The sequence below is a fragment of the Acinetobacter sp. 797_lipA genome (genome assembly GCF_058243025.1).
Map to the genome: position 1 here is coordinate 2279825 of NZ_JBZAYQ010000001.1, position 22369 is coordinate 2302193.

Here is a 22369-nt window from a genome sequence, read left to right on the forward strand (position 1 = left end):
CGAGGCCTCAAGCCTCGGTTTTTTTATTGGAATTTTTCTAAGTGTATATAAACTTAGAATACGCCTTGAGCAAGCATTGCATCTGCAACTTTGACAAAGCCTGCAATGTTGGCACCATTGACATAGTTCACAGTACCATCTGCTTGTGTACCGTATTTCACACAGTTACGGTGAATTTCTTTCATGATCGCATGTAAGCGCTCATCGACTTCTTCAAAAGTCCAACCCAAACGCAAAGCATTTTGTGACATTTCTAAGCCAGAAGTCGCAACACCACCCGCGTTGGATGCTTTACCTGGTGCGTATAAAATTTTCGCTTCAACGAATTTTTCGACTGCATCTAAGGTAGAAGGCATGTTTGCCCCTTCAGCGACACAAATTACTCCATTTGCAAGGAGCACTTCAGCATCCGCCTGATCTAACTCATTTTGAGTTGCGCATGGCAATGCGATATCACATGGAATAGACCATGGACGCTGACCCTCTAAGTATTCAAAGCCATGCTTAGACGCAAACTCAGAGATACGACCGCGCTTCACATTTTTCAGTTCCATCACTTCAGCCAGTAAAGCATCGGTAAAGCCTGCTTTCACATATACTGTACCCGCAGAGTCAGACAATGAAACGACTTTCGCACCTAGGTACATTGCTTTTTCAGCTGCGTACTGTGCTACGTTACCAGAACCAGAAATCGTGACTGTTTTGCCTTGGAAGCAGTCGCCACGGGTTTTCAGCATTTCTTCAGCAAAATACACTGTGCCGTAGCCCGTTGCTTCAGGACGCGCCAAAGAACCACCAAAGGTCAAACCTTTACCCGTAAACACAGATGAAGTGTCATTACTCAACTTCTTCATCATGCCAGCCATATAACCCACTTCACGGCCCCCCACACCAATATCACCCGCAGGGATATCCGTATTTGAACCTAGATGACGGTATAGCTCAATCATTAGCGCTTGGCAGAAACGCATAATTTCGCCTTCAGACTTCCCTTTAGGATCAAAGTCTGAACCACCTTTACCACCGCCCATTGGCAGTGTGGTTAACGCATTTTTAAAGGTTTGCTCAAAGCCTAAAAATTTTAGGATCGATAAATTCACCGATGGATGAAAACGCATACCACCTTTAAATGGACCAATTGCCGAGTTGTATTGAACACGGAAAGCACGGTTTACATGGGTTTGACCTTGATCATCCACCCATGAAACACGGAATTGAATCGCACGCTCTGGCTCAACCAAACGCTCGAGCAAACCGTGATCTGCATAACGAGGATTTTTTTCAATGAACGGCCAAAGGCTGGTCATGACTTCCTCTACCGCTTGTAGAAACTCGGGTTGATGTTCATCACGTGTTTTCACGTAATCTAAAAACTCATTAAGGCTGTTATATTTCAACGCTTAATCCTCAGCAGAAAATGGATCAAAATTGGTCAAATTTTATAAACAATGTTAAATTTTGGCGCAAACAATTAAATATCTTTTACCAACAATTCACAACACATTTCTTTTAAAAAACATATTTATCATTTATATAACAATTATTTATATAAAATATACCTAGAAACTGCTTATAAAAAAACACCAATGAAAACACAGGTTTAAAATCTTTTTTTGCTCAGAAATGATGCAATCAATGAACCATTTTAGAACACAGGATTAATCAAAAAAAACATGGTAAAATTCAGTGATCTACCTATTTCTTCTAATATCTCTGCAAATTCATCTGCAGGATTGGTTTACGCATGAATTCGCACATTTCCCTGATCCAAAATATCGATGCTCTCCTTCCCCAAACCCAATGTGGACTCTGCGGACATCGTGATGGATGTCTGCCTTATGCCCAAGCCATCAGCGAAGGTGAAGCAGCCAATAAATGTGTACCCGGCGGGCAGCCTGTAGCCGATGCATTGGCTCAGTTGCTAAACCGACCAGCATTAATTGCAGAGGAAAGTGTTTGGCCTATTCAAGCCGATGGCCGCCCACAGAGAATGAAAGCAATCATTCGTGAAGATGAATGCATTGGTTGTACCAAATGTATTAGTGCCTGTCCTGTAGACGCCATTGTTGGCTCGGGTAAACTCATGCACAGTATTTTGACTGACCTGTGTACAGGCTGTGAACTGTGTATTCCGCCTTGTCCTGTTGACTGTATTGACCTTATTCCAGATGTAAGCGGTATACCGACGGAAATCTTGCGCAAAGCTGAGCAAGATGATTTAAGACAACGCTATTACGCGCACATTCAGCGTGAAGAAAAACAGCGTCTACACCGTAAAGGTCCAGTAGTTCGTGCAGAAATTGATACGGCGTTATTTGCCCAGTTTTCAGCACAGAACGATGCTGTACCTGATATTCAAATCCTCGACAAAGAGCCAGAAATGGCAGCAAAGCTCGATGCAAAAGCCACCATTGAGCTGGCGAAATTACGTGTACAAATCAAAAAACTAGAAAAGCAGCTCAGCGTGCGTGAAGATACGAAAAAACGTCTGTTGTTAGATGACTTAACCCAACAGCTTCATCAGTTACAGGGAGCTTAAGCATGCTCACTACAAGCGGAAAACCCGTAAAAAGCATGACCAAAAAGCAAATCCAAATCTTTTTTGAACGTTTACGCGCGCAACGTCCAAATCCCAAAACTGAATTGAATTATTCGAGTCCTTTTGAGCTGTTGGTGGCTGTGACCTTGTCTGCTCAGGCGACGGATGTGAGTGTCAACAAAGCTACAGATAAACTCTTTCCAGTCGCCAATACACCTGAAACGATTTATGCCTTAGGGGTCGATGGTTTAAAAACCTACATTAAAACCATAGGCTTATATAATGCAAAGGCTGAGAATGTCATTAAAGCCTGTAAGATACTGATTGAAAAACATAACAGCATCGTGCCAAACAACCGTGCCGATTTAGAAGCTTTGCCCGGTGTAGGACGAAAAACCGCCAATGTGGTCTTAAATACTGCTTTTGGACAACCCACCATGGCGGTCGATACGCATATTTTTCGTTTAGGCAATCGTACAGGGTTAGCGGTCGGCAAAAATGTGCTTGAAGTCGAACACCGTTTAGTTAAAGTCATACCGAAAGAATTTATTGTTGACTCGCATCATTGGCTGATTTTACATGGTCGATACTGCTGTATCGCACGCAAACCGAAATGCCATGAGTGTATTGTTTCAGATGTGTGTAACTGGCCAGATCGTTTTGAATTTGGTGCAGCACGTATTGCCACAACGACGATAGAAGCTGAACATTAAAGTTCAGTTTTTTTATTGTTGATTTGATTTATCTTTTAAGTCTTGCTGCAACTTCGGATGTAACTGACGTTCTGGTTGCTTCTTCGACATTTTTTCTTGTTTACTGACATCGCGTAGCATTTTTACGCTAATGTAAAACAAACCCACCAATACCGCCGCAGCAACAATAATTAAAACAATGATTCCAAATTGTGCCACACGCGACTCCATTTTTAGAGGATCAAGAAAAAGAGCCCTAATATGACTTAGAGCTCTTTCAATGTCAAAACATTGCCATGTTTAAAACATGCAATTATTTGTCTTGATCAAGAATCGCGAACAAATCTGCTTGTACTTCGTCAATTGGACGTAAGCCATTCAACTTGTCATAGGTTGGTGCATTTTCACCAGACGCTGCGCGACCTTGGTAGAAACCAACCAACTGTTCAGTTTCAGTGTGGTATGAACCTAAACGCTTACGAATCGTTGCTTCTTGGTCATCAGGACGTTGTACCAGCTCTTCACCAGTTTCGTCGTCCTTACCTTCCACTTTAGGTGGGTTGTAAACGATGTGATAAACACGGCCCGATGCAGGGTGCTGACGGCGACCAGAAAGACGTTGTACGATTTCTTCGTCAGGTACATCAATTTCAATCACGTGATCAATGTTGATGCCTTCATTTTCAAGCGCTTCGGCTTGAGGAATGGTACGTGGGAAACCATCAAAGATACAGCCATTTACACAGTCAGGTTGCGCAATACGTTCTTTCACTAAACCAATGATCAGTTCATCAGATACAAGACCACCATTGTCCATCACGCTTTTAGCTTGTAGACCGAGTTCAGTTCCTTCACGAATTGCAGCACGGAGCATATCACCGGTTGAAATTTGTGGGACATTGTAGCGCTTACAGATCAACTGAGCTTGTGTACCTTTACCTGCTCCAGGTGGTCCGAGTAAGATAATGCGCATAAAAAAACATCCTCATTTAAACAATGTATTTGACACTTTGTACATGTCGAAAAATTCGACATATTTTTAGCATCTAATTATAAGAAAGCTACAAACAAATGTATTGTACCCGCAATGAAGCCCGTTACCCCACCCAATAAAATCAAAATCCATTCGTCTTCCTGAAATGCAGGACGTAATAAGTTTTGAAATTCTTTCGGTGTTAGCTCTCGAATACGGTCTCTAAACATTTGATAGATTTTCTGTGCACGGCTCGCATTGAACGCTGGGTCGCATACAGGCACCATCGTAATTTCAATTGAACGATCAATCAAGTCCGTCTTGAGTTTTGCGTATTCACGTGGCCCCAAAGACAGCTGCAAAGATGTTCTCACCAATGGCGTTTCCATGATTTCATTAATATGACGTTTGACAATACGACGGGTCTTGTCTTTTTTATTGCCATACATCATTTCAGTCATGATGGATTTTAACGTAATCAGGTCTTCTGTGACTACACTTGCAAACACATCAGACACTTCTTCTTGGCGCTTCATGAAAGCGCCTTGTACATTATAAGTCCCAATGCGCGGAATCACAGGTTTAATCCATGGAAACTTACGATCTTTTGTTAATTCAGTCAGTTGTAAGTATCGAACATAGTGTGGCTCAATTGGATTAAACACCATCCAAATCGCAATCCAGTTGGTTAAGAAGCCCCATACCGCGGCCCAAAATGGCACGGTCCAATGCCATGGCACCACAAACCAAACAATCATTTGGAAGATACCAAAGAACATCCCAATGAGGGCACTAATATGCCAAATAAAGTTGATTTCTTTCTGACCCACTTTCAAGAACATACGCACCATTAGTCTGCGGTCACCTTCCATTTGGCTGACCACCATATCGCGCATATCCACAAGTGACTCGACGTTCATGGTCAGTTCGGTCACTAATTCTCTGAGCACAGCCGGAAGCTGTTTGTGTGCCTGCGCATAAATTCGACGCTTAATCGAATAAGGTAAGTTTTCCCAAAGTACAGCATTACGGTCAATCATGACTTCATCAATCAGGTGCTCAAGTTCAAAACCAACTTGCTCACCAATGATTCGCGCCATATCCTCAGGATCCATTGCATCTAAAAATTCACGCAAAGAACCAAGTTTAGATAAGGTGTTATCCGTAATGATGCCTGAAATACGCCCCGCTTTTCTGGGCACAATACCCTGCCAACCCACAGGCAAAGGCCCAATATGAAACCCCCAAAATGTAATCGGGTAAAAGACCATTTTCAGGGCCATCCAAACGTGTGCCCAAGTCACAAAAGCAGTCACAGGAATAATGCTGAGTACAGCCCAAAAATCGGGTCGATTCAAAAAGGTTTGCCACAACTGATTGACGTACTCAAGCATGCATAACTTCCATATTTAATTTTATTAACTGAATTATATAGCGTTTTAAAAAAGATATTGTGTCTATAAACCGAAACTTAGAGTATAGGAAAATTGTAGTCTCGGTTCAGTTTCTGCAACCACATAGCCCGATTTGGCTTCGAGTTTTTCCCCTGCGCCAATCCCCACACTGAAAGTGCTGATTCGCTCAGGACTAAGTAACACATAAGCAAGATCTACACCACCACCAAGGCGAGATTCGTACTCGCCATCTACTTTCTTGCTGTCAATATGCCCTGCGTAAACACCGAGATAATAGCCATTTTTATCTTTACCAGTAAAATGAACTGGAAATCTAAAACCCAGCTGACCACCTACAGGGTAATCATCATTGATAAATACCCCAGCTTTTGCGTATGCAATGCCATAAGGATTCACCCACTCCAAATTGGTGTGCAGTAATTTCTGCGTTACACCAGCCCCTACATTCCACGTTTGAGCACTGCCAGCAGGAATTTTCGCATCTGGCAAAAAGGAATTATCTTGAGCGTAGGCTACGTTTGCACAGGCAACAAGTGCCAACACTGGATAAATTCTTGTCATTATTGTCACCATTATCCGTAATGTTATTTTAGTAATTGGTCCCTTTTTACAGGATTTTGACTGTAGCAGAATTTATAAAACACTTATATACAGCAATTTATATTTTTGATGTCTATAAAGTCAAAATTTAGGCAAAAATGAAAAGCAGAAGCAGCGATAACAAATATCAAAACAGTGTGACATGCGTTAGAATAGCGCGCAGGTATTTTCCTCTTTATCCATGTGTTTAAGTCGATTTGGTATGAAACAGCACTTTCCTTTAAAAAATGTCCAACAAGAAAAGCGCATTTTTCGAAATCGTACCTTTATTTCCATGGGTATTGTGGTTTTCTTCTTGCTGATTTTAGTCACTCGCTATGCCTATTTGCAGCTGGTTCAATTTGACGAGTTTTCAACTGCATCCGATCAAAACCGTATCCGCCTACAACCTTTAGCCCCTGCACGTGGTTATATTTATGACCGCAATGGTGTGCTGTTGGCGGACAACTATCCAGTCTTTACCGCGACGATGAGTCGAGCGGATGTGACGGATATTGATGCCACAATTGAACGTTTAACGCCAATCTTAGAACTCACACCAGATGATATTGAGCGCTTTAACAGTCGTATTAAAGCCTCACGTAAAACTGAACGCGTTTCCATTAAACTTAATCTCAATGAAAATGATATCGCTCGCTTTAGCGAAGTTAAGTATCAATTCCCTGGGGTTAATATCGAAACCCAGATGACGCGCTACTATCCACATGGTGAGCTATTTGCCCATGTGATTGGTTATGTAGGTCGAATTAACGATAAAGAATTAAAAAGTATCAATAAAGATTTGTATGCGGGCACTAACCTGATTGGTAAAATTGGGGTAGAAAACTCCTATGAAGATTTGCTGCATGGTGTACCAGGAAATGAGTCGGTCGAAGCCGATGCGCACGGTAACGTGTTGCGCCATTTAGGTCGCAAAGAACCCGTTCGTGGTAATGACTTATATCTTTCACTCGATTATGGCTTGCAGACGGTTGCCTCAGAGCAGCTTGCAGGTCGTCGTGGTGCAATCGTGGCGATGGATCCACGTACAGGTGAAATTCTGGCCTTGGTCTCAAGTCCAAGTTTTAACCCTAACCTGTTTGTCACGGGGATTAGTCATACCGACTATAGCGGTTTACGCGATAACCTCGATCAACCGCTATATAACCGTGCTGTACAAGGCGCTTACCCACCCGGCTCAACCATTAAACCGATGTTTGGTTTAGGTGGTATTCATTATGGCTTAATTGATTGGGGCACGGCCATTTCCGATCATGGCTATTTCACACTTCCGGGCGATTCGCATAAATTCCGCGACTGGAAAAAGTCAGGTCACGGCGTAGTCAACTTGCATAAATCACAAGTAGTCTCTTGCGATACCTTCTTCTACATTCTGTCGTTCCGTATGGGCATTGAAAAAATGAACACATGGATGCGCCAGTTTGGCTTTGGTGAAAAAACTGGCGTGGATTTACCAAGTGAAAGTACAGGCCTTTACCCCAACCCTGAATGGAAAATGCGTACCCGTGATGCCAAGTGGCTCAAAGGTGAAACCATTTCAGTGAGTATTGGACAAGGTGCTTTTACAGCAACACCGCTGCAATTAGCTATGGCAACAGCCATTACCGCCAACCATGGTTCACATGTGATTCCGCATGTTTTACAAACCAGTAAAGGTGCGAAACCACATAAAGACTTAAATGCACCTGATGGCAAAATCCAGTTCAATGGCACCGATCAAGACTGGATACAAATGCGTGATGCCATGGTCGATGTCATTGAAACAGGGACTGGACGTGGCATTCGTACCCCAATGTATAAAATTGCAGGTAAAACCGGTACTGCACAGGTCAAAAGTATTGCTCAAGGTAAACGCTACAATGAAGCCCTGTTGACCGAACGTCAGTTGGATCACGGTTTATTCGTAGGCTTTGCACCTGCGGAAAACCCTGAAATTGCGATTGCAGTGGTCTGGGAAAATGGTCGTCATGGTGGTTCTGCGGCACAGCTGGCTCGTCCGATCTTAGACTACTGGCTGCTCACACGTCATAAAAATCCAATTCGTCCACAAAACCATCAAATTAGTGGCGGCTTGATGACTGCGGGAATTAAACCGGGTGAATTACCAAGTGGTAGCACTCCACCAGCGACCACAACTGGGACAAGTACAGCTACACCAACCAGTACTTCCAATACAGCACCTGCTTCAACAACGGCAAATACAAGCCGTTCAACTACACCGCCTTCTGCACCTGTGGAGTCAGACTAATTATGAAAAACCAACTCCGCATCATTGGAGGGGACTGGAAACGTCGTCAACTGCCTTTTGCCAGTATTGAAGGTTTACGCCCTACGCCTGATCGCGTACGTGAGACTTTGTTTAATTGGCTCATGTGGGATGTACAAAATAGCAATGTTTTGGATATTTGTGCAGGTTCAGGTGCGTTGGCATTTGAAGCCTTATCACGTGGTGCATCAAAGGTAGTGATGATTGAACCTGACCGCAGTCAAGCACAGTTTTTAACGCAAAACTTGGAACTCCTTAAAGTACCTAAGTCCCATGCCCAGTTAAAAGTAGCGACTGCACAGCAAACATTAGCCACCTTAAAAGAGCAATTTGACTTGGTCTTTTTAGACCCCCCGTATAGCCTAGAGCTATGGGAAGAACTGGCCCTCTTGGCAGATCCGCTGATTCAAAATAATGGCTATATTTATGTAGAAGCCGATAGGGATTTGAATCTGTTAAAACTTCCAGCATCGTGGGTGCAAGTGAAGAACACCAAAGCTGGGACTGTTCGTGCAGGTTTATATCAAAAGAAAGTGGTAGTTTCCCTATAAATACGGCTTTACGCCCTTTTGATTTACGCCATCACGAAAGAAAGTAGTCTTAGCGCATATTCGTGTAGTTCTGAGCTACGCTATGTACGAAGATAAATATACATATTCAAAATCAAGCTAAGGCTTCAGTCAGTTTTTACGTCTAAAAACTATGTACACCAAACGAAAAATCGTACACTCGCTAAAATTTTAAATATATCGCATATGACTTGGTTGATCTTTATCTTAGGTGCAATGGTGGCGGGTTTTGTACAGGGGCTCACAGGCTTTGCATTTGCCTTAATCGCCATGTCATTTTGGGTCTGGATCTTGGCACCTCAGCTCGCAGCGCCTCTGGTGGTGTTCGCCTCAGTCTGGAGTCACCTGATTTCCTTAAAGTCAGAATCTGCCCCTTTCAACTTGATAAAAGCCTCGTTGCACCTTATATCCTTGCAGGTCTGATTGGCGTTCCATTGGGAACCTATCTATTAGACATCATTCAAGCACAGACCTTTAAACTGATACTAGGAATTTTTTTGATTCTTTGGTGTCCATTGATGCTACTTAATCCCCAGATTCGCTTCATTCAAAACTCTGGAAAATACGCCGATAGCAGTATTGGTTTTCTTGGGGGTGTATTGGGTGGGGTGGGAGGCTTTTGTGGCTCACTGCCTTCAGCTTGGGTCATGTTAAAAAACCTTCCTAAAGAGCAACAGCGCTCAATTTTAAGGCATTTTAATTTCGCCATTCAGCTATTCACCTTACTCACCTATCTGCTCCGCGGAAATTTAAACTTGCAACATTTGCCCTATATGGGCATCTTACTTTTGAGTGTGAGTCTACCGGCCATGCTCGGCGCGCAATTGTTTTATAAGATTTCTGAGCGGCAGTTCAAACATACGGTACTGGGTTTATTGTTTAGTTCAGGCTGTTTTCTATGTATCAGCTATCGCTTTCTGTAGTGCTATAAAAACCTGACTCTGCACTTTGGCATTGGCTTGGATCAGCAATTGTGTGTTTTGTGTCAAAATAGGCTCATCTTTAAACAACTTAGCTCTACTGGGCTTTCTCCAACTTCACAAATCTTTATACAATTGGCACACCTTCAAACCCACCGCTCACCCTATATGAAACTGCCTCTTGCACTACTGAGTATTTGCTTTATCAGTGCTTGCTCCATAAGCTCATCCAAAGAAATAAAACAAGCCGAAAAACTTCTCCAATCTTTTGACTGTCAAAATATAGAGCGCGATCAGGCAGACCACAGCAGTATGACCAGTTATCATGAACAAGTGCTTGCCAGCAGCAAACAAAAAGCCCAAGCCTATGTAGAAAGCTATCAACAGGGCGATCAAATTTTTGACCTGCCCCTGCCCGAAGTGATTGAAACACAGCTACAAAGTTATACGGCCGCATGCCAGTCACTAGGTGGGGTTTTACCCAATCCCCAGCAAAACCCTTGAATACAGTTAGCAATAAAAAAGACAGCTCGAAAGCTGTCTTTTTTAATTTAATATGACTTAAATTTGAAATTAAGACACAGTTGAGTCGTTGTGATAGCGAGTATCGACACTGAAATCTTGAGGAAATTTAGCAGAAATTTGCGCATAAAATGCCATAATTTCAGCCATATCTTTTTCGTAGTCCCCAGTAGGATAAATAATTTTACCCACCCCAGTTTTTTTCTTCGCATAGTCCATATAGGCTAACGCAATTGGAACACCTGCACTGACTGCAACATGGTAAAAACCTGTTTTCCACTGTTCCTGCTTGGCACGTGTCCCTTCAGGGGTAACCAACATCACCAACTTAGGGTGTTCTTTAAAAAGATCACTCATGAGTTGCACCATACTTGGACGTGGTTCACCTTCATGCTTCGGACGACGGTCAATACCTATCCCGCCCATTGCACGAACAAATGGCCCAAATGGTAGTTTCATATAGCTGTCTTTAATAGTGATACGGACATGCACACCTAAGGCCTTTAATGCCAAACGAGCGTACAGCGCATCCCAATTGCTGGTATGTGGCGCTGCAATCATTACACATTGATCGATATTCAAATCCCAATGATTATCAATCTGCCACCCCATTAAGGCTAAACTTTGTTCTGCAAGCTTTTCGAACACAAAAAATACCACATTACTGAAAATCCGCGCCGATTCTAGCAATGCTGCTGATCAAATACACGGCGAGACGATCAATAAAACAACAATTAATCTATAAACGTATATTTTATTTAATTCCAAATATTTCAAGAAAAAACAGGGTTTTTGAGATTAAAGGTAAAAATACGTGAATAGTATTCTTTATTGAGGATACAGAAGCACTCACAGATCTTCACAGATTCATTTCCTGCACTCCTGTAAGGTAAAACGGCTTTGTTGCACAAACCTATCTCTAAAGGCTTATTCCACAATATAATTCTCAAATGAATAAGCCCACACCTAAAATCTATCGTACAACCAATTGGTCTTCTTATAACAGTGCATTAATAAATCGAGGAAATCTCTCAATTTGGTTTGATCCCAAGACGCAATGGTACGCTCAACCCAAAGGTAAACATGGTCGAAATCAAACTTATTCAGATACAGCCATCCAATGCTGTTTAATGATCAAATCCTTATTTCGTCTTTCTTTACGCATGGTCACTGGCTTTGTGCAAAGTCTCATTCATCTTTGTAGATTAGATTGGACAGCACCAGACTATTCCACCATCTGCAGAAGACAAAAGCATATTGATATTGCAATTAACTATCAAAAAAGCAGTAATGGTCTCCAGCTACTCGTCGATTCTACTGGCTTAAAGTTTCTAGGCGAAGGTGAATGGAAGCGTAAGAAACACCAACCTGAATATCGTCGCCAATGGCGTAAACTTCATATTGGTATAGATGCTGAAACCCTTCAAATACGCGCTATTCAACTCACTACAAATAATGTGAGTGATTCACAAGTGCTTGGTGATTTACTCGATCAGATTCCACAAGATGAGCAGATTGACTCTGTCTATACTGATGGGGCTTATGACACCAAGCAATGCCGTCAAGTAATTGCAGACCGACAAGCACATGCGGTGATTCCGCCAAGAAAAAATGCGAAACCTTGGAAAGATACAAAGATCAGCTCGCTAGAGCGAAATGAATTACTTCGAACAGTTAAACGTTTAGGCAGGACACTATGGAAAAAATGGTCAGGCTATCATCGGCGAAGTTTGGTCGAAACTAAGATGCATTGCATCAAATTATTGGGGGATAAACTCAGTTCGAGAAACTTTCAAAGCCAAGTCAATGAGATGCATGCACGTGTAGCAGTATTAAATAAATTCACAGAGTTAGGCCGACCTCACACCCAAGTTGCCACTTAAATTTGAGTAGATATGGGAAATCTTAATTTTTAAATCTTTGTGCAACAAAGCCGCCTTGAGCTTCAATACCGTAGCCAAAATTAAAATCCTCACTAGGAGTTCAAACACCTACCTCCAAACCTTTATCGTTTCAAATGTAAAGTAGGCTTTTACCATTTAGGAGTCCAGCCTAATTTATGAAGTGAAGCATGCATGACATCATAACCACTCGTATATCCAAATTTGACTTCCCAAAAGACAACTAAATGATTACTTGGACTAAGTTTTGCCTTGAGATATAGAAATAGGCAACATAAAATCAATGCTTCTACGGCTTAAAGCGGAAGCATTATTTATTTCACTCAAAAAAGCATGCAAAAAATTTAGAATGAACTCAATTACTCACAAAGTTCATCCCCCCACTTGTTATAGCTATAAGAAATTATATCTACATCCGTTTTTGTAACTCTAACCTTATTTCCTTTAAAATCAGTCGCATTAAATGATATTGGGCTAGCTATATTTATGCTATTTTTTGTATCCAGACAATATGTATCGACACTCACTCCACTTCCTTTCAGTATCCACCCATCATCTCCCAACAACTTTATTATTTTCTTAGTCTTTATAGAGTTTGCTGGTAACTCGACATACGCTAATTGAACTTCTGCTCTATTTAATGAGTTAACAACTTCTAAATTTTCACCTAAAACAGTTTTCATTTTTTCATCAAACGGGTATTTATCTGATGGTTCATCATGAATTTTATTATTACTACATCCCATTAAAGTGATAATAATGCATATACAAAAACTTAAACTTCTGATTTTCATATTTAATCCCTAATTTTTTCTGTAAGAGAGCGACCTTGAGCATCAACACCATATCCAAAATTGAAATCTGCACCAGGTGTTCCAACACCCACCTCCAAACCTTTCATTGTTTTAGATGAAAAATAAGCTTTAATTTTTTCACTAGCAGATGTTGAACTTGTATCAATAGGTAGTACTACGCCAGCGCGTATACCCCACATTCCGCCACTTGCACTACCTGCTAACCCTGTAAGGAAACTATCTGTACTTTGATCATCCCCCCTACCTTCTGGCTTATTAAAAATATAACCAGCCATACAACTCGCAGAAAACTTACCTTTTAATTTAGAAAGATCAGCAGCGCCTATTTTCTTACTACCATCTATTACCGCAATTGCATTTCTTCCAATTGCCTTAGCTCCTTTTACATCTGGTCGTGACGCAGCACCAACTTGAAAAACTTTACCATTATGTAAATTAGTAATTTCTGCATAAGCGAGTGGCCCAACACCACCTGAACAATAAACATAATCAAATAAAGGTGCTGCCTCTAATCTACAGACATTCCCAGTCTTCATCCAACAATCATAATTTCTATATGCTTGATACTCTAAATTAGCTGAAGCTTGCGGACTTAATCCTATAAGCTGTCCACCATAGGTCGGAGATAAACCAAGCTCATCAACCCATAAAGTTGGATTAATCACATAAGCATGATGGTTAAGACTTGCATAGAGATCAATCGGATCCTTGCTTAGATACCTTGCACTAAACGGTTCATAATATCGATAACGGTTATAATGTAAGCCTGTTTCACTATCGTAATACTGACCTTGGAATCTCAAGTTGGTTTGTTCAAGTAAGTTGTCTGAAGCCTTGATCGCTAAAGCCGTTCCCCATGTATCCTGTGTCATTTCCCATACACATTCGCCACGTTCATTACTGAGTGTCTGCGGTGTGCCCACTTGGTCGCAGTGATAAAACGTGACTCGCTCTAATGCTGCTTTTTTCTTTCTGCTGTCCGTGTTCCAGACAGGATCTTTATAAATTGAATAGGGAACATGTTGATCTTGTTGATAATCAGGCGTTTTTATCAGTTGTATAAAACCTGCATAACCTGTTTGTAGTAATGGTACAAAGCTATTCGGTTCATACACATAGTGCTTGGTGTAGTCTTGTGGACTTGAATGATTCTGATTTTTTGAATGGCTTGGATTTCCTTGGTTGTGTTGCGATTCCCAAATCATTAAATCACCATCCCAACCAAACAACGTCAGGCTGGTATTTTGCTGATCATTTTTATATAAACGTCTTCCAAATACATCATAGCCATACTCGGTAATTTGACCATTGTGATCGCTTTGAATCAGTCGGTTTAAATTATCCCAAGTCAGCTTTAGGGTTTTACCTGCTTGCGTGGTTTCTACCACGTTGCCCTGTGCATCATATTTATAGTATTTGCCTTGAAAGTGTTTAATCAGGTTATTTTTGACTTGTGATTCTTGGGTTGCAATCGGGTCTATCAAGTTACCTGCAGGGTCAAAACTAAAGCTTTCAGTTTGATGTGCACTTTGGGTTTTGATAAGACGTCCTATCGGATCGTATTGATAATTCAATTTTCCTAAACGACTATCTTCAATTTGCGTTAATAAATAGTTTTTATCGTAGTGATAATGTCGTTCTGCTTGGTATTTTGGCGTTTGTAGTTGAGATAGGTCTGTTGTTGAGTCTTCAACCACAATCATTTGTGAGCTGAGTAAGCCAACATCGTTATAGCGCTTGCTTTGTATTAATCCATTGGCAAGCCGACGTGTCGTTTCACGGTGTAAATCATCTCGTTGAAATGCCACCATGTCTTGTTGGTTAAAAGCAATGCCATAAATATGCCCTGAACCATAGCTTAAATTGGCTTGAACTTGCCCATCTGGTCGGATGGTTTTGATCAGATTTCCCAACTCATCATAGTCATAACGTAACACTGCGGTCAGTGCTGTTCGCTTAGGTATTTTATAATGTTGATGTTCTCTAACAATCAATCCAATCGGGTTTCGATAGAAATCTATCTGACTTTCCGCATTTTTAACTTGGCTCAGTTGGTGATTCAAGTTGTATTCAAATGCTTCTGTTTGACTATGTCGTGTGTGGATATGGGTATAGGTTTTTGTCGCAACCGAACCGTCTGCATGATAGCCAAATTGGGTCAGAATATTGGGCTGACGGATTTGGAATAATTGCCCATTATCAGTATAGCTATAGTATTTTTCTTCACCATCAAACGCTTGTTCTCGGATCAGTTGTCCATAACGATTATAGTCAAATACATATTCAGCATGATTTTGATTAATCAGCTTTTCAATACGTCCAAGTTTGTCCCATTGGTAAGTAATTTGATGATGATTGGCATCTATGCGTTGCTCAAGTAAACCCATTTGATTGTATTTGTATTGGGTAGCTTGTCCTTTGCTATCAATATGTTTAAGTAAGCGTCCTTCTTCATCATGTTCAAATTGTTCAGTTAAACCATCAGGATAAATGATCGCTTGTAACTGTCCTTTGTCTTTACCTTGCGTGCTATAAATATATTGAACTTTTTGACTATCGGCAGATTCTTGGGCAATCAGTGTGCCTTCATCATCATATTGCCATGCGCTATTTTTTCCTGAACAATCTGTATAGGAAACCACCTGCCCCAAATCGTTATATTGGATTTTCTTGGAACTTCCTTTGGCATCGGTCACTTCTACGATTTGATGATCATTGTTGTATTTATATTCGGTTACATGCCCTAAAGGGTTGATTTCTTTGCTGACATTGCCATGAGCATCATATTCTTGTTTCCAAATATTGCCTTCTGGGTCTTTGATTTCGATTAAGTTACCCTTTTCATCATAAGCAAAAAGGATAATTCCACCATTCGGCTGGACAATTTTAATGACTTGACCCTGATTGTTGTAGATTTGCTCTGTTTCAAAACCTGCGAAATCAATCTGACGGGTAATACGCTTTTGTCCATTACGAGACAACCATGTCTCTCGCCCGTCAGCTAAACGGATGCGGTAGGTAAAACCATCTAAATCAAAATAGTAATAGGTTGGAGTATCATAAACATCGTATACCGCTACTTGGCGTAAACGTGGATGCCATTCTAATCGAGTTTTAAAACTGCCATCATCTGCCCATTCTGCAACAGCTTTGGCTTTAGCTGCAGTCGATTCATAACGGATATTTTGCCCACGTCCTGTGCGGTCTGTATAGCGGGTTAACTGGTGAGTCTGGTTATATTCATAACTTCGTGTATGTCCATTTTGATCAATGGCTTTGATCAGATTGCCCTGTGTATCATATTCATAACGTGCCAAAGCTTCCGCCTGATCATCGACAAAAGCCGCAATCACTTTGGCTTGTTCATTAAAAGCAAACTTGAGTACGTGTTTAGCACGCTTCAATTGGAAATCAATAGCTTGTAAATAAGCAAACTGTTCAAATAATAAATAAGTTAGAACAACCTTTTCATCAGTTTTATCATTAAACTGTTGAACAACATGATAATGCTTTCCGCCATTAAAACTATGGAAATGGAAATTCCATGCTGAACCAAAATTCAGTAATAAATCATTATCTTCATGAGGCGTAACCGTAAAACCTTCAAAAGGAACACTATAAGCCTCATAGCGAATGGAGGATGGCAATTGATGTTTACGCCCTTTACCATCAATAAATAAGTAACCTTGTGCATTTTGGATCATTACATTGGAAAAAGGCATCATCCAACGTGCCCCGATCATGCTGTGATCAAACTCGTCCATTTGCGAATTGTATTGGCGGTGAAATGCAAAATCTACCTTTGCCAAATAGAAATCTAAGTGATTAATTCTCTCTGCCCCAATAGCATAACTAATACTACGCCCTGTTTGCGAGTCGGCTCCATCACATGGGGGAGCATTTAATGCATCAGGCTGTAAGGTCACAAATTCTAAAATATCACCATTGATATGCTGCTCATATTCACCCGTTTGGTTTAACGGCACACTGGCTGTGGCTTTTTTATCTTGTGTTTGTATTGCTTTCAGTGTTTCTTGAATCAACCAAGCAAGGCTATATTGAGTTCCTGCATTACTTTGTTGTTGAATCGCCGTAGCAAGCACAGATATTGCTTTAGTAGATTCTAAGTCTAATCGTGTTTTTAAGTCTGGACTCAACTTTGCTGTCATATCTGCTTGTGCAGGCGCACCCAACAAATCAATCAATGGCTGTGCCCAGTTGCTAAACTGTTTGCTTGGGTCACGTTTTTCAGCTGTTGCCCCTGCTGAAGTAACGCTGGGCAATCCAACTACAGCACTGCTACTAAAAGCTTGGAGAATTGAAGTCCCCAGTGTCGTTGCACTAGACAATAAACCTGATAATTTACCTTGTGTTTCTTGTAGGAATTTTTCTAAATCACCTGCCATCTGCGCATTTAAGTGTAGCTGCATACGACGTAAATCAGCTTCTTTGATTTTGCCATTGGTTGGATATAAACATTCTGCCATTAAACCCAGCATTGGACGTAAAGCCATACGCACATGTGCTTCTGTATTCGGTTGTAAAAATAAACCGATTAAATTCATGCTCAGTAGAGCTGCTTGTTGTACGCCCGCTTCAGCTTGTTTGGGTTCTGTGGCAAATAAAACAAGGTCTAAAACACTGCCTGATAAAGCAAAGATATTAGCAACTGTCGCTACATTGGCGCTCGCTTTTATCTGTTCTAAGCTGGTATTTCCGCAAGCGTGTAAATAATTTTGAATTTGGTGCGCGATAAACTTATGGTCTTCGGTATGTGTCACGCTGGATAAGTTAAATACGGCCAACTCAACTGCTGGCTTAGTCTCTTTAGCAGCTGATTGTTGCTGGGTATTTGACCCTGTGGTCTGATTTTTACTGTCTATAAATGCCATAAACTTAACCTTAATACGTTCTAATTTTTAATCTAATTTCAATCAATGAAAATTTTAAAAATGTTAAATTATTTGTTTCACACGTTATATACATCAGATTCTTCAACTATCATTTCCGTACAGGTTCTTGTGTAGCGATATAACAGGATTCATCCAAATCCATCTGTAGGACATTTTTATCCATGTTATAAATAGACCGCGTTTTTTGCAGGCCGTGGAATATGCTGTGCCAAAGCCGAGGAAGTTTGATTCATATGATGAAGCATACTTTGTGGAGTCGTTGATGATTACGATACAGATGCCCCACCTTTTCGGCTGGTAATGCTATAGGTTAGGAATCGTGAAGAACATTCATCTTTTTTAATAACCTCATCAACCACTTTGACTGACTCATCCAACCCATTGTGAGCAGAACCCAATGACTCTGCAACAAAGCCTTGCCCCAGTGATGATCCAAACCCTGTTCCAGTAGTTAAATTAGAAACTAAACCACTGGTCTGTTGAGTAAACAATGCTGATGCTTGGTCTTGGATACTTTGTAAAGACTGACTTGGATTGGCAATCATCTGCCCCATGTTCATCATCTGTGACGGAGATAAATTTAAATTCAATGCTGAAGAGACTGAACCTAATGCACTTTGAGTAAATTGGTCTTTAAACGATCCTAAGCTTTGCGTACCTAAATCTTTTAAAGCATTTTTTCCCATATCTTTCAATGAGTCAGCATTCAAAGAGAATAAATTATTTTTGAGTTGGGACATTATATTTTGTCCCACTGAGTTTAATGCATTTTGCGCAAAACTTGTGGCACCACCGACCACTTCTTCTGACCAAGTATAATCACGATTAAAATGACTTGCTTTATCCCATGCACTCCGCGGATCAGTTTCAAATTCGACTTTGGCTGGCCCTGGAGCAATACCCGTCACTTGTGCAAAGCCATTACTATCTAATTTTCCTGAAACTTGTTTCCCAAATGAATCAATTACTTTAAAGCCAGTCTGCTTAAAGAAGTCTTGTCCACCGTAACTTTTTAGTAAGTCGAGTGCACCTTTAAGTGGATTCGATGCAGGCAATTGCGCTGATTTACTGACGCTGGAACTCGGCTTAAACATATGTTGTCCAGCATTAACCTCAAATTTCCCACCCGTTTTTGGAAAAATTCCTGAGCCATTCAAGGCAATCTGCGATGAGCCACCCGTAATCAAAACTTCTTTCGGACTACTGATTTCTATCCGATCTTCTGTAGACGAGATGGTAATACCGAGTTTAGCAAATACATCTAAAGCATCTGACTGTGCTTGAATCTCAACTTTACTCTGCGCTGCAATAGCTTTAATTCCACCTTGCGCAGCAAATAAACTCACTTTGCCTAAAGCTTGTCCCAAAAGATTTTTTTGGGTACTGAGGTTAATACTATCGCCCGCAGTATGGTTGATAATACCTGTGGCTGAAAGATGGATATCTTCAGGGGTGCTTAAGGCAATCCCATCAACAGAACTGAGTAACATGATGGCTTTTTTATACTTGGCAACATCTTTTTCAATTTCTTCGGCAAAAGCTTTGAGTTGCTCAATCGATTCAATTTCATCGGTCTTTTGATTCTTGGCAATATCACTTAACGCTTTACTATTGGTCTGGCTGCCTTCAAGTTGCTTTTTGGCAATCTCACTATCTAAATGCTCACCTTTGGCTTGATCTTGTTTGAAGGTCGAAAGTAGTAAGCCTTGTCCTGCGCGTACTGCTCCCCATTGGTCAGTACGAAGCTCAAAGCCTTCACCACGATCATCACTTTCAGCTTTGTCTTTTGGGTGACTCAGTTTGCCCAAGTTAAGTTGGCTAGCGCCATGACTACTCTGTAACTGACTGCTGATTTGCCCTGTCGTATCGTCAAACCTAAGTTGATTATATCCACTACCCTGATATTCTTTACTTTTTATCCCCGCCAACTTTTTAGTATCAGGTAGTTTACCTTTGTTGTCGAACTTGGTTGGATAGCGTTGTGCTTCATGGATGCGCCCAACCACAAATGGACGGTCGATATTACCATCAAAGAAATCAATCACCACGATCTCACCAATGCGTGGTAGGAATCTTGCCCCATAGCCCTCACCTGCCCATGGGGTCAGTACATCTATCCAAGCTGAATCCGTATCGTTGTCATTGGAACCAGCACCGCCATCATGAGTATTATCTTCGTTACGAGTAAATAGGAATCGAACTTTGATGCGTCCCCATTCATCAACATAGATTTCTTCTCCACTTGGGCCAACAACTTTGGCACGTTGTGGTGATGCTATCGGTCTATGTTGTAGCGGGTTGTATTCTGGAACAGTAACAATGTTACGTCGTTGAAGCGTGAGTGTGTTGGCTTGGCGTTCATCTGTATTATTGATTGTAATGTTATTTGTTTGCCAACTGCTCTGTTGAAGCAAAGCTTCCACTTGATCATTCAGGTCTTTAGGTAAGTTATTTTGGTTGTGAAAAGCCTTAGCAGTGATTAGAAACTGTTTGTCTGCATCTGCGTGTTGGTCTATTTCGGGGTGTTCATTGAACTCAAACCAATAACCCACATGTGCATCACGTACTGTAGAGGTTGCACAAAATTGTTTAGCTTGTACATTGTAGTAGTGACTTAAGGTTTGATTAAACTTTTCAATCTGACTATTGTCTGATTTGGTCGCACCATCTTCACCATTTAAGTCCTGTATCCATGCAGGGCTAAAGTGCCATGCCTGCTCCAAACCTAAACTGGCATTGTCATAATTTTCACTATGGTTATGCTTGCTTTGAACACTTCCCGCACCTTCTTCAGTTGCCAACACATCGGCTTGCCAACGTTGTACATGTACAGAAGTCGGCTGGATTGAACGCTGACCTACGAAATGAGTAATAGAGTCGCTTTTTTCTACGGCACTACTGCGATGAAAGCGGATACTGCGACGGTCTAGGACGTTAAATTGCGAATTATCATCAATTAATCTTAACCTTTGCGGCTGTATCTGTTCACTAGAACTAAGCACTTTAAGCTGTGCTTCATCGATCAGCCAGTTAATACCTTCACTTCTCATCAACCGAATCAGAAAGTCAAAATCGCTTTCCGAGGCCTGCATAATAAATGGACGAACATCATAATCTTTGGTTAAGCCGCTTTTATCCAAAGTCAAACTTAAAGCGAAGAGCGCACTACGTTGCACCCATTCTTGAAACACGATTTGGATCACGTCCACAGCCGACTTATTCATAAACACGCGACTATTACGACGATGGTTCCATAAGGCTGTAGAATCTTTGACAGTCAAACGATAGATTGTAAGAGAACCATCACTCGCACCTATATCTGCTTGGGTCACAATACCTGAAACACGAGTTAACTCAGATTTGTCTGTGACAATATCAACAGCAGTTTGGCACCCAATAAATTGTTTTAATGGAATTTGGGCGTTGGTTGAAAGACAAATCAATTGTAGATGAGCACCCTCATTGAGGCTATGCATCCCATCAATACGTTGTAGGAAAACTTGATTATTTAGAGATGTATTTGAGAGTTGCACATGGATCGCACGTTTCTGTGCTGTCAATCCAAGTTGCTCTAATGCAGCATAAATATTGTTAGACATAAGCGATTTATTATTTAATTTTAGAATGTGGTCATTTATACAAATTGGCCGGAATTCTAATCTAGTTACTTCCATATTTGAATGATAATTTATGTTTTTTATTGTTACTCTCTTTAATTACACCTAAAATAGCAAAATGAGATAATATTAAAATGGCTTAAATAGCCGTAAATTAATCCCAAAAAACACCAAACACAGTAATAAAAAATTTAATACAAATTTAACTTCAACAACTTATAAATAAAATGTTAAATATAAATAATCAATAAATAGAACCATAATATTACGATCAAAGTATGATAATATTTAAATTTATTCAGATTAAAAATGGCTAAAAATATCAATTATTTTAATTTAACAGCCTAACTAAACCACTTTAAGCATTATGCACCAAACCAATCCAACATTTACAAATAATAAAAAGGCCGCATTTAAGCGGCCTTTTTACATCTAAAATAATATGGTGCAGATTACATCATTCCTCACTGCTTTATTACTATATATCACCTTTCCAGAAATCAAAAGCAACATATTGTTTTACATGGTTTTTTATTTTCACCTTGTATAACCTAGCATGCAATGACATTTCAAAAAAATGTGAGTAAGATCGTGAGTAAATCTAATTAACAAACTTGTTACTCACAC

General features: G+C 40.6%; 15 protein-coding genes and 1 pseudogene. 7 read left to right on the forward strand and 9 right to left on the reverse strand.

The annotated features are described in order from the left end of the window. Nucleotides 1-53 precede the first annotated feature (53 nt). Complete coding sequence (gdhA, locus tag AC4CU2_RS11200; protein ID WP_004980905.1) at nucleotides 54-1397, reverse strand: NADP-specific glutamate dehydrogenase; 1344 nt, start codon at nucleotides 1395-1397, stop codon at nucleotides 54-56. Nucleotides 1398-1744: 347 nt separating this feature from the next. On the opposite strand from gdhA, the gene AC4CU2_RS11205 reads away from it, so the two are divergent. Further along, nucleotides 1745-2539 carry an RnfABCDGE type electron transport complex subunit B gene (locus tag AC4CU2_RS11205; RefSeq protein WP_078389899.1) on the forward strand — a complete coding sequence of 265 codons (795 nt, stop codon included), beginning with the start codon at nucleotides 1745-1747 and terminating at the stop codon, nucleotides 2537-2539. 2 nt (nucleotides 2540-2541) lie between these two features. Then, the gene (nth, locus tag AC4CU2_RS11210) at nucleotides 2542-3252 is read left to right on the forward strand and encodes an endonuclease III (RefSeq protein WP_078389900.1); all 711 of its coding nucleotides are present in this window, start codon (nucleotides 2542-2544) and stop codon (nucleotides 3250-3252) included. 12 nt (nucleotides 3253-3264) lie between these two features. Here the strand turns inward: nth and AC4CU2_RS11215 are convergent, their stop codons facing one another. From AC4CU2_RS11215 to AC4CU2_RS11230, 4 genes are all read right to left on the reverse strand, one after another. Beyond that, on the reverse strand, nucleotides 3265-3462 hold the full coding sequence (locus AC4CU2_RS11215) for a hypothetical protein (RefSeq protein ID WP_168159165.1): 198 nt from the start codon (nucleotides 3460-3462) through the stop codon (nucleotides 3265-3267). A gap of 82 nt (nucleotides 3463-3544) precedes the next feature. Next, entirely contained in the window at nucleotides 3545-4204 is a 660-nt protein-coding gene (gene adk / locus AC4CU2_RS11220; RefSeq protein ID WP_004980915.1) for an adenylate kinase, read from the reverse strand. A gap of 77 nt (nucleotides 4205-4281) precedes the next feature. Continuing rightward, a complete protein-coding gene (locus AC4CU2_RS11225) occupies nucleotides 4282-5598 on the reverse strand; it encodes a DUF445 domain-containing protein (protein ID WP_004694304.1) in 1317 nt (438 codons plus the stop codon). Between the two features lie 63 nt (nucleotides 5599-5661). Further along, entirely contained in the window at nucleotides 5662-6180 is a 519-nt protein-coding gene (locus AC4CU2_RS11230; RefSeq protein WP_004980918.1) for a hypothetical protein, read from the reverse strand. A gap of 241 nt (nucleotides 6181-6421) precedes the next feature. Here AC4CU2_RS11230 and mrdA point away from each other — a divergent pair, with 241 nt between their 5' ends. The 4 genes and pseudogenes from mrdA (at nucleotide 6422) to AC4CU2_RS11250 (ending at nucleotide 10478) form a co-directional block, all read left to right on the forward strand. Continuing rightward, nucleotides 6422-8467, forward strand: coding sequence for a penicillin-binding protein 2 (mrdA, locus tag AC4CU2_RS11235; protein ID WP_490768844.1), 2046 nt, complete (start codon nucleotides 6422-6424; stop codon nucleotides 8465-8467). A 2-nt stretch (nucleotides 8468-8469) separates the two neighbouring features. Next, nucleotides 8470-9036, forward strand: a complete 567-nt coding sequence (gene rsmD, locus AC4CU2_RS11240; RefSeq protein ID WP_490768845.1) for a 16S rRNA (guanine(966)-N(2))-methyltransferase RsmD — start codon at nucleotides 8470-8472, stop codon at nucleotides 9034-9036. A 204-nt stretch (nucleotides 9037-9240) separates the two neighbouring features. Next, nucleotides 9241-9977, forward strand: a pseudogene (locus tag AC4CU2_RS11245) (sulfite exporter TauE/SafE family protein). 165 nt (nucleotides 9978-10142) lie between these two features. Further along, a complete protein-coding gene (locus AC4CU2_RS11250) occupies nucleotides 10143-10478 on the forward strand; it encodes a hypothetical protein (protein WP_039889749.1) in 336 nt (111 codons plus the stop codon). Nucleotides 10479-10547: 69 nt separating this feature from the next. Here AC4CU2_RS11250 and AC4CU2_RS11255 read toward each other — a convergent pair whose 3' ends face one another. After that, nucleotides 10548-11144: a 1-acyl-sn-glycerol-3-phosphate acyltransferase gene (locus AC4CU2_RS11255; protein WP_010326291.1), complete on the reverse strand. Its 597-nt coding sequence runs from the start codon at nucleotides 11142-11144 to the stop codon at nucleotides 10548-10550. Between the two features lie 302 nt (nucleotides 11145-11446). Between AC4CU2_RS11255 and AC4CU2_RS11260 the strand changes: the two genes are divergently transcribed. Continuing rightward, nucleotides 11447-12379, forward strand: a complete 933-nt coding sequence (locus tag AC4CU2_RS11260; protein ID WP_426977100.1) for an IS5 family transposase — start codon at nucleotides 11447-11449, stop codon at nucleotides 12377-12379. A gap of 377 nt (nucleotides 12380-12756) precedes the next feature. On the opposite strand, the gene AC4CU2_RS11265 is transcribed toward AC4CU2_RS11260, so the two are convergent. The 3 genes from AC4CU2_RS11265 to AC4CU2_RS11275 form a co-directional block, all read right to left on the reverse strand. After that, complete coding sequence (locus tag AC4CU2_RS11265) at nucleotides 12757-13191, reverse strand: hypothetical protein (RefSeq protein ID WP_062034091.1); 435 nt, start codon at nucleotides 13189-13191, stop codon at nucleotides 12757-12759. 2 nt (nucleotides 13192-13193) lie between these two features. After that, a complete protein-coding gene (locus tag AC4CU2_RS11270) occupies nucleotides 13194-18104 on the reverse strand; it encodes an RHS repeat-associated core domain-containing protein (RefSeq protein ID WP_426977102.1) in 4911 nt (1636 codons plus the stop codon). 287 nt (nucleotides 18105-18391) lie between these two features. Continuing rightward, complete coding sequence (locus tag AC4CU2_RS11275; protein ID WP_426977104.1) at nucleotides 18392-21724, reverse strand: type VI secretion system Vgr family protein; 3333 nt, start codon at nucleotides 21722-21724, stop codon at nucleotides 18392-18394. Between the last annotated feature and the right edge of the window lie 645 nt (nucleotides 21725-22369).

Bases quoted from the DNA above. Each gene is read 5' to 3' on its own strand.
- AC4CU2_RS11205 (WP_078389899.1), top strand. From the start codon at position 1,745: ATGAATTCGCACATTTCCCTGATCCAAAATATCGATGCTCTCCTTCCC.
- nth (WP_078389900.1), top strand. From the start codon at position 2,542: ATGCTCACTACAAGCGGAAAACCCGTAAAAAGCATGACCAAAAAGCAA.
- AC4CU2_RS11215 (WP_168159165.1), bottom strand. From the start codon at position 3,462: ATGGAGTCGCGTGTGGCACAATTTGGAATCATTGTTTTAATTATTGTT.
- adk (WP_004980915.1), bottom strand. From the start codon at position 4,204: ATGCGCATTATCTTACTCGGACCACCTGGAGCAGGTAAAGGTACACAA.
- AC4CU2_RS11225 (WP_004694304.1), bottom strand. From the start codon at position 5,598: ATGCTTGAGTACGTCAATCAGTTGTGGCAAACCTTTTTGAATCGACCC.
- AC4CU2_RS11230 (WP_004980918.1), bottom strand. From the start codon at position 6,180: ATGACAAGAATTTATCCAGTGTTGGCACTTGTTGCCTGTGCAAACGTA.
- mrdA (WP_490768844.1), top strand. From the start codon at position 6,422: ATGAAACAGCACTTTCCTTTAAAAAATGTCCAACAAGAAAAGCGCATT.
- rsmD (WP_490768845.1), top strand. From the start codon at position 8,470: ATGAAAAACCAACTCCGCATCATTGGAGGGGACTGGAAACGTCGTCAA.
- AC4CU2_RS11250 (WP_039889749.1), top strand. From the start codon at position 10,143: ATGAAACTGCCTCTTGCACTACTGAGTATTTGCTTTATCAGTGCTTGC.
- AC4CU2_RS11260 (WP_426977100.1), top strand. From the start codon at position 11,447: ATGAATAAGCCCACACCTAAAATCTATCGTACAACCAATTGGTCTTCT.
- AC4CU2_RS11265 (WP_062034091.1), bottom strand. From the start codon at position 13,191: ATGAAAATCAGAAGTTTAAGTTTTTGTATATGCATTATTATCACTTTA.
- AC4CU2_RS11270 (WP_426977102.1), bottom strand. From the start codon at position 18,104: ATGGCATTTATAGACAGTAAAAATCAGACCACAGGGTCAAATACCCAG.
- AC4CU2_RS11275 (WP_426977104.1), bottom strand. From the start codon at position 21,724: ATGTCTAACAATATTTATGCTGCATTAGAGCAACTTGGATTGACAGCA.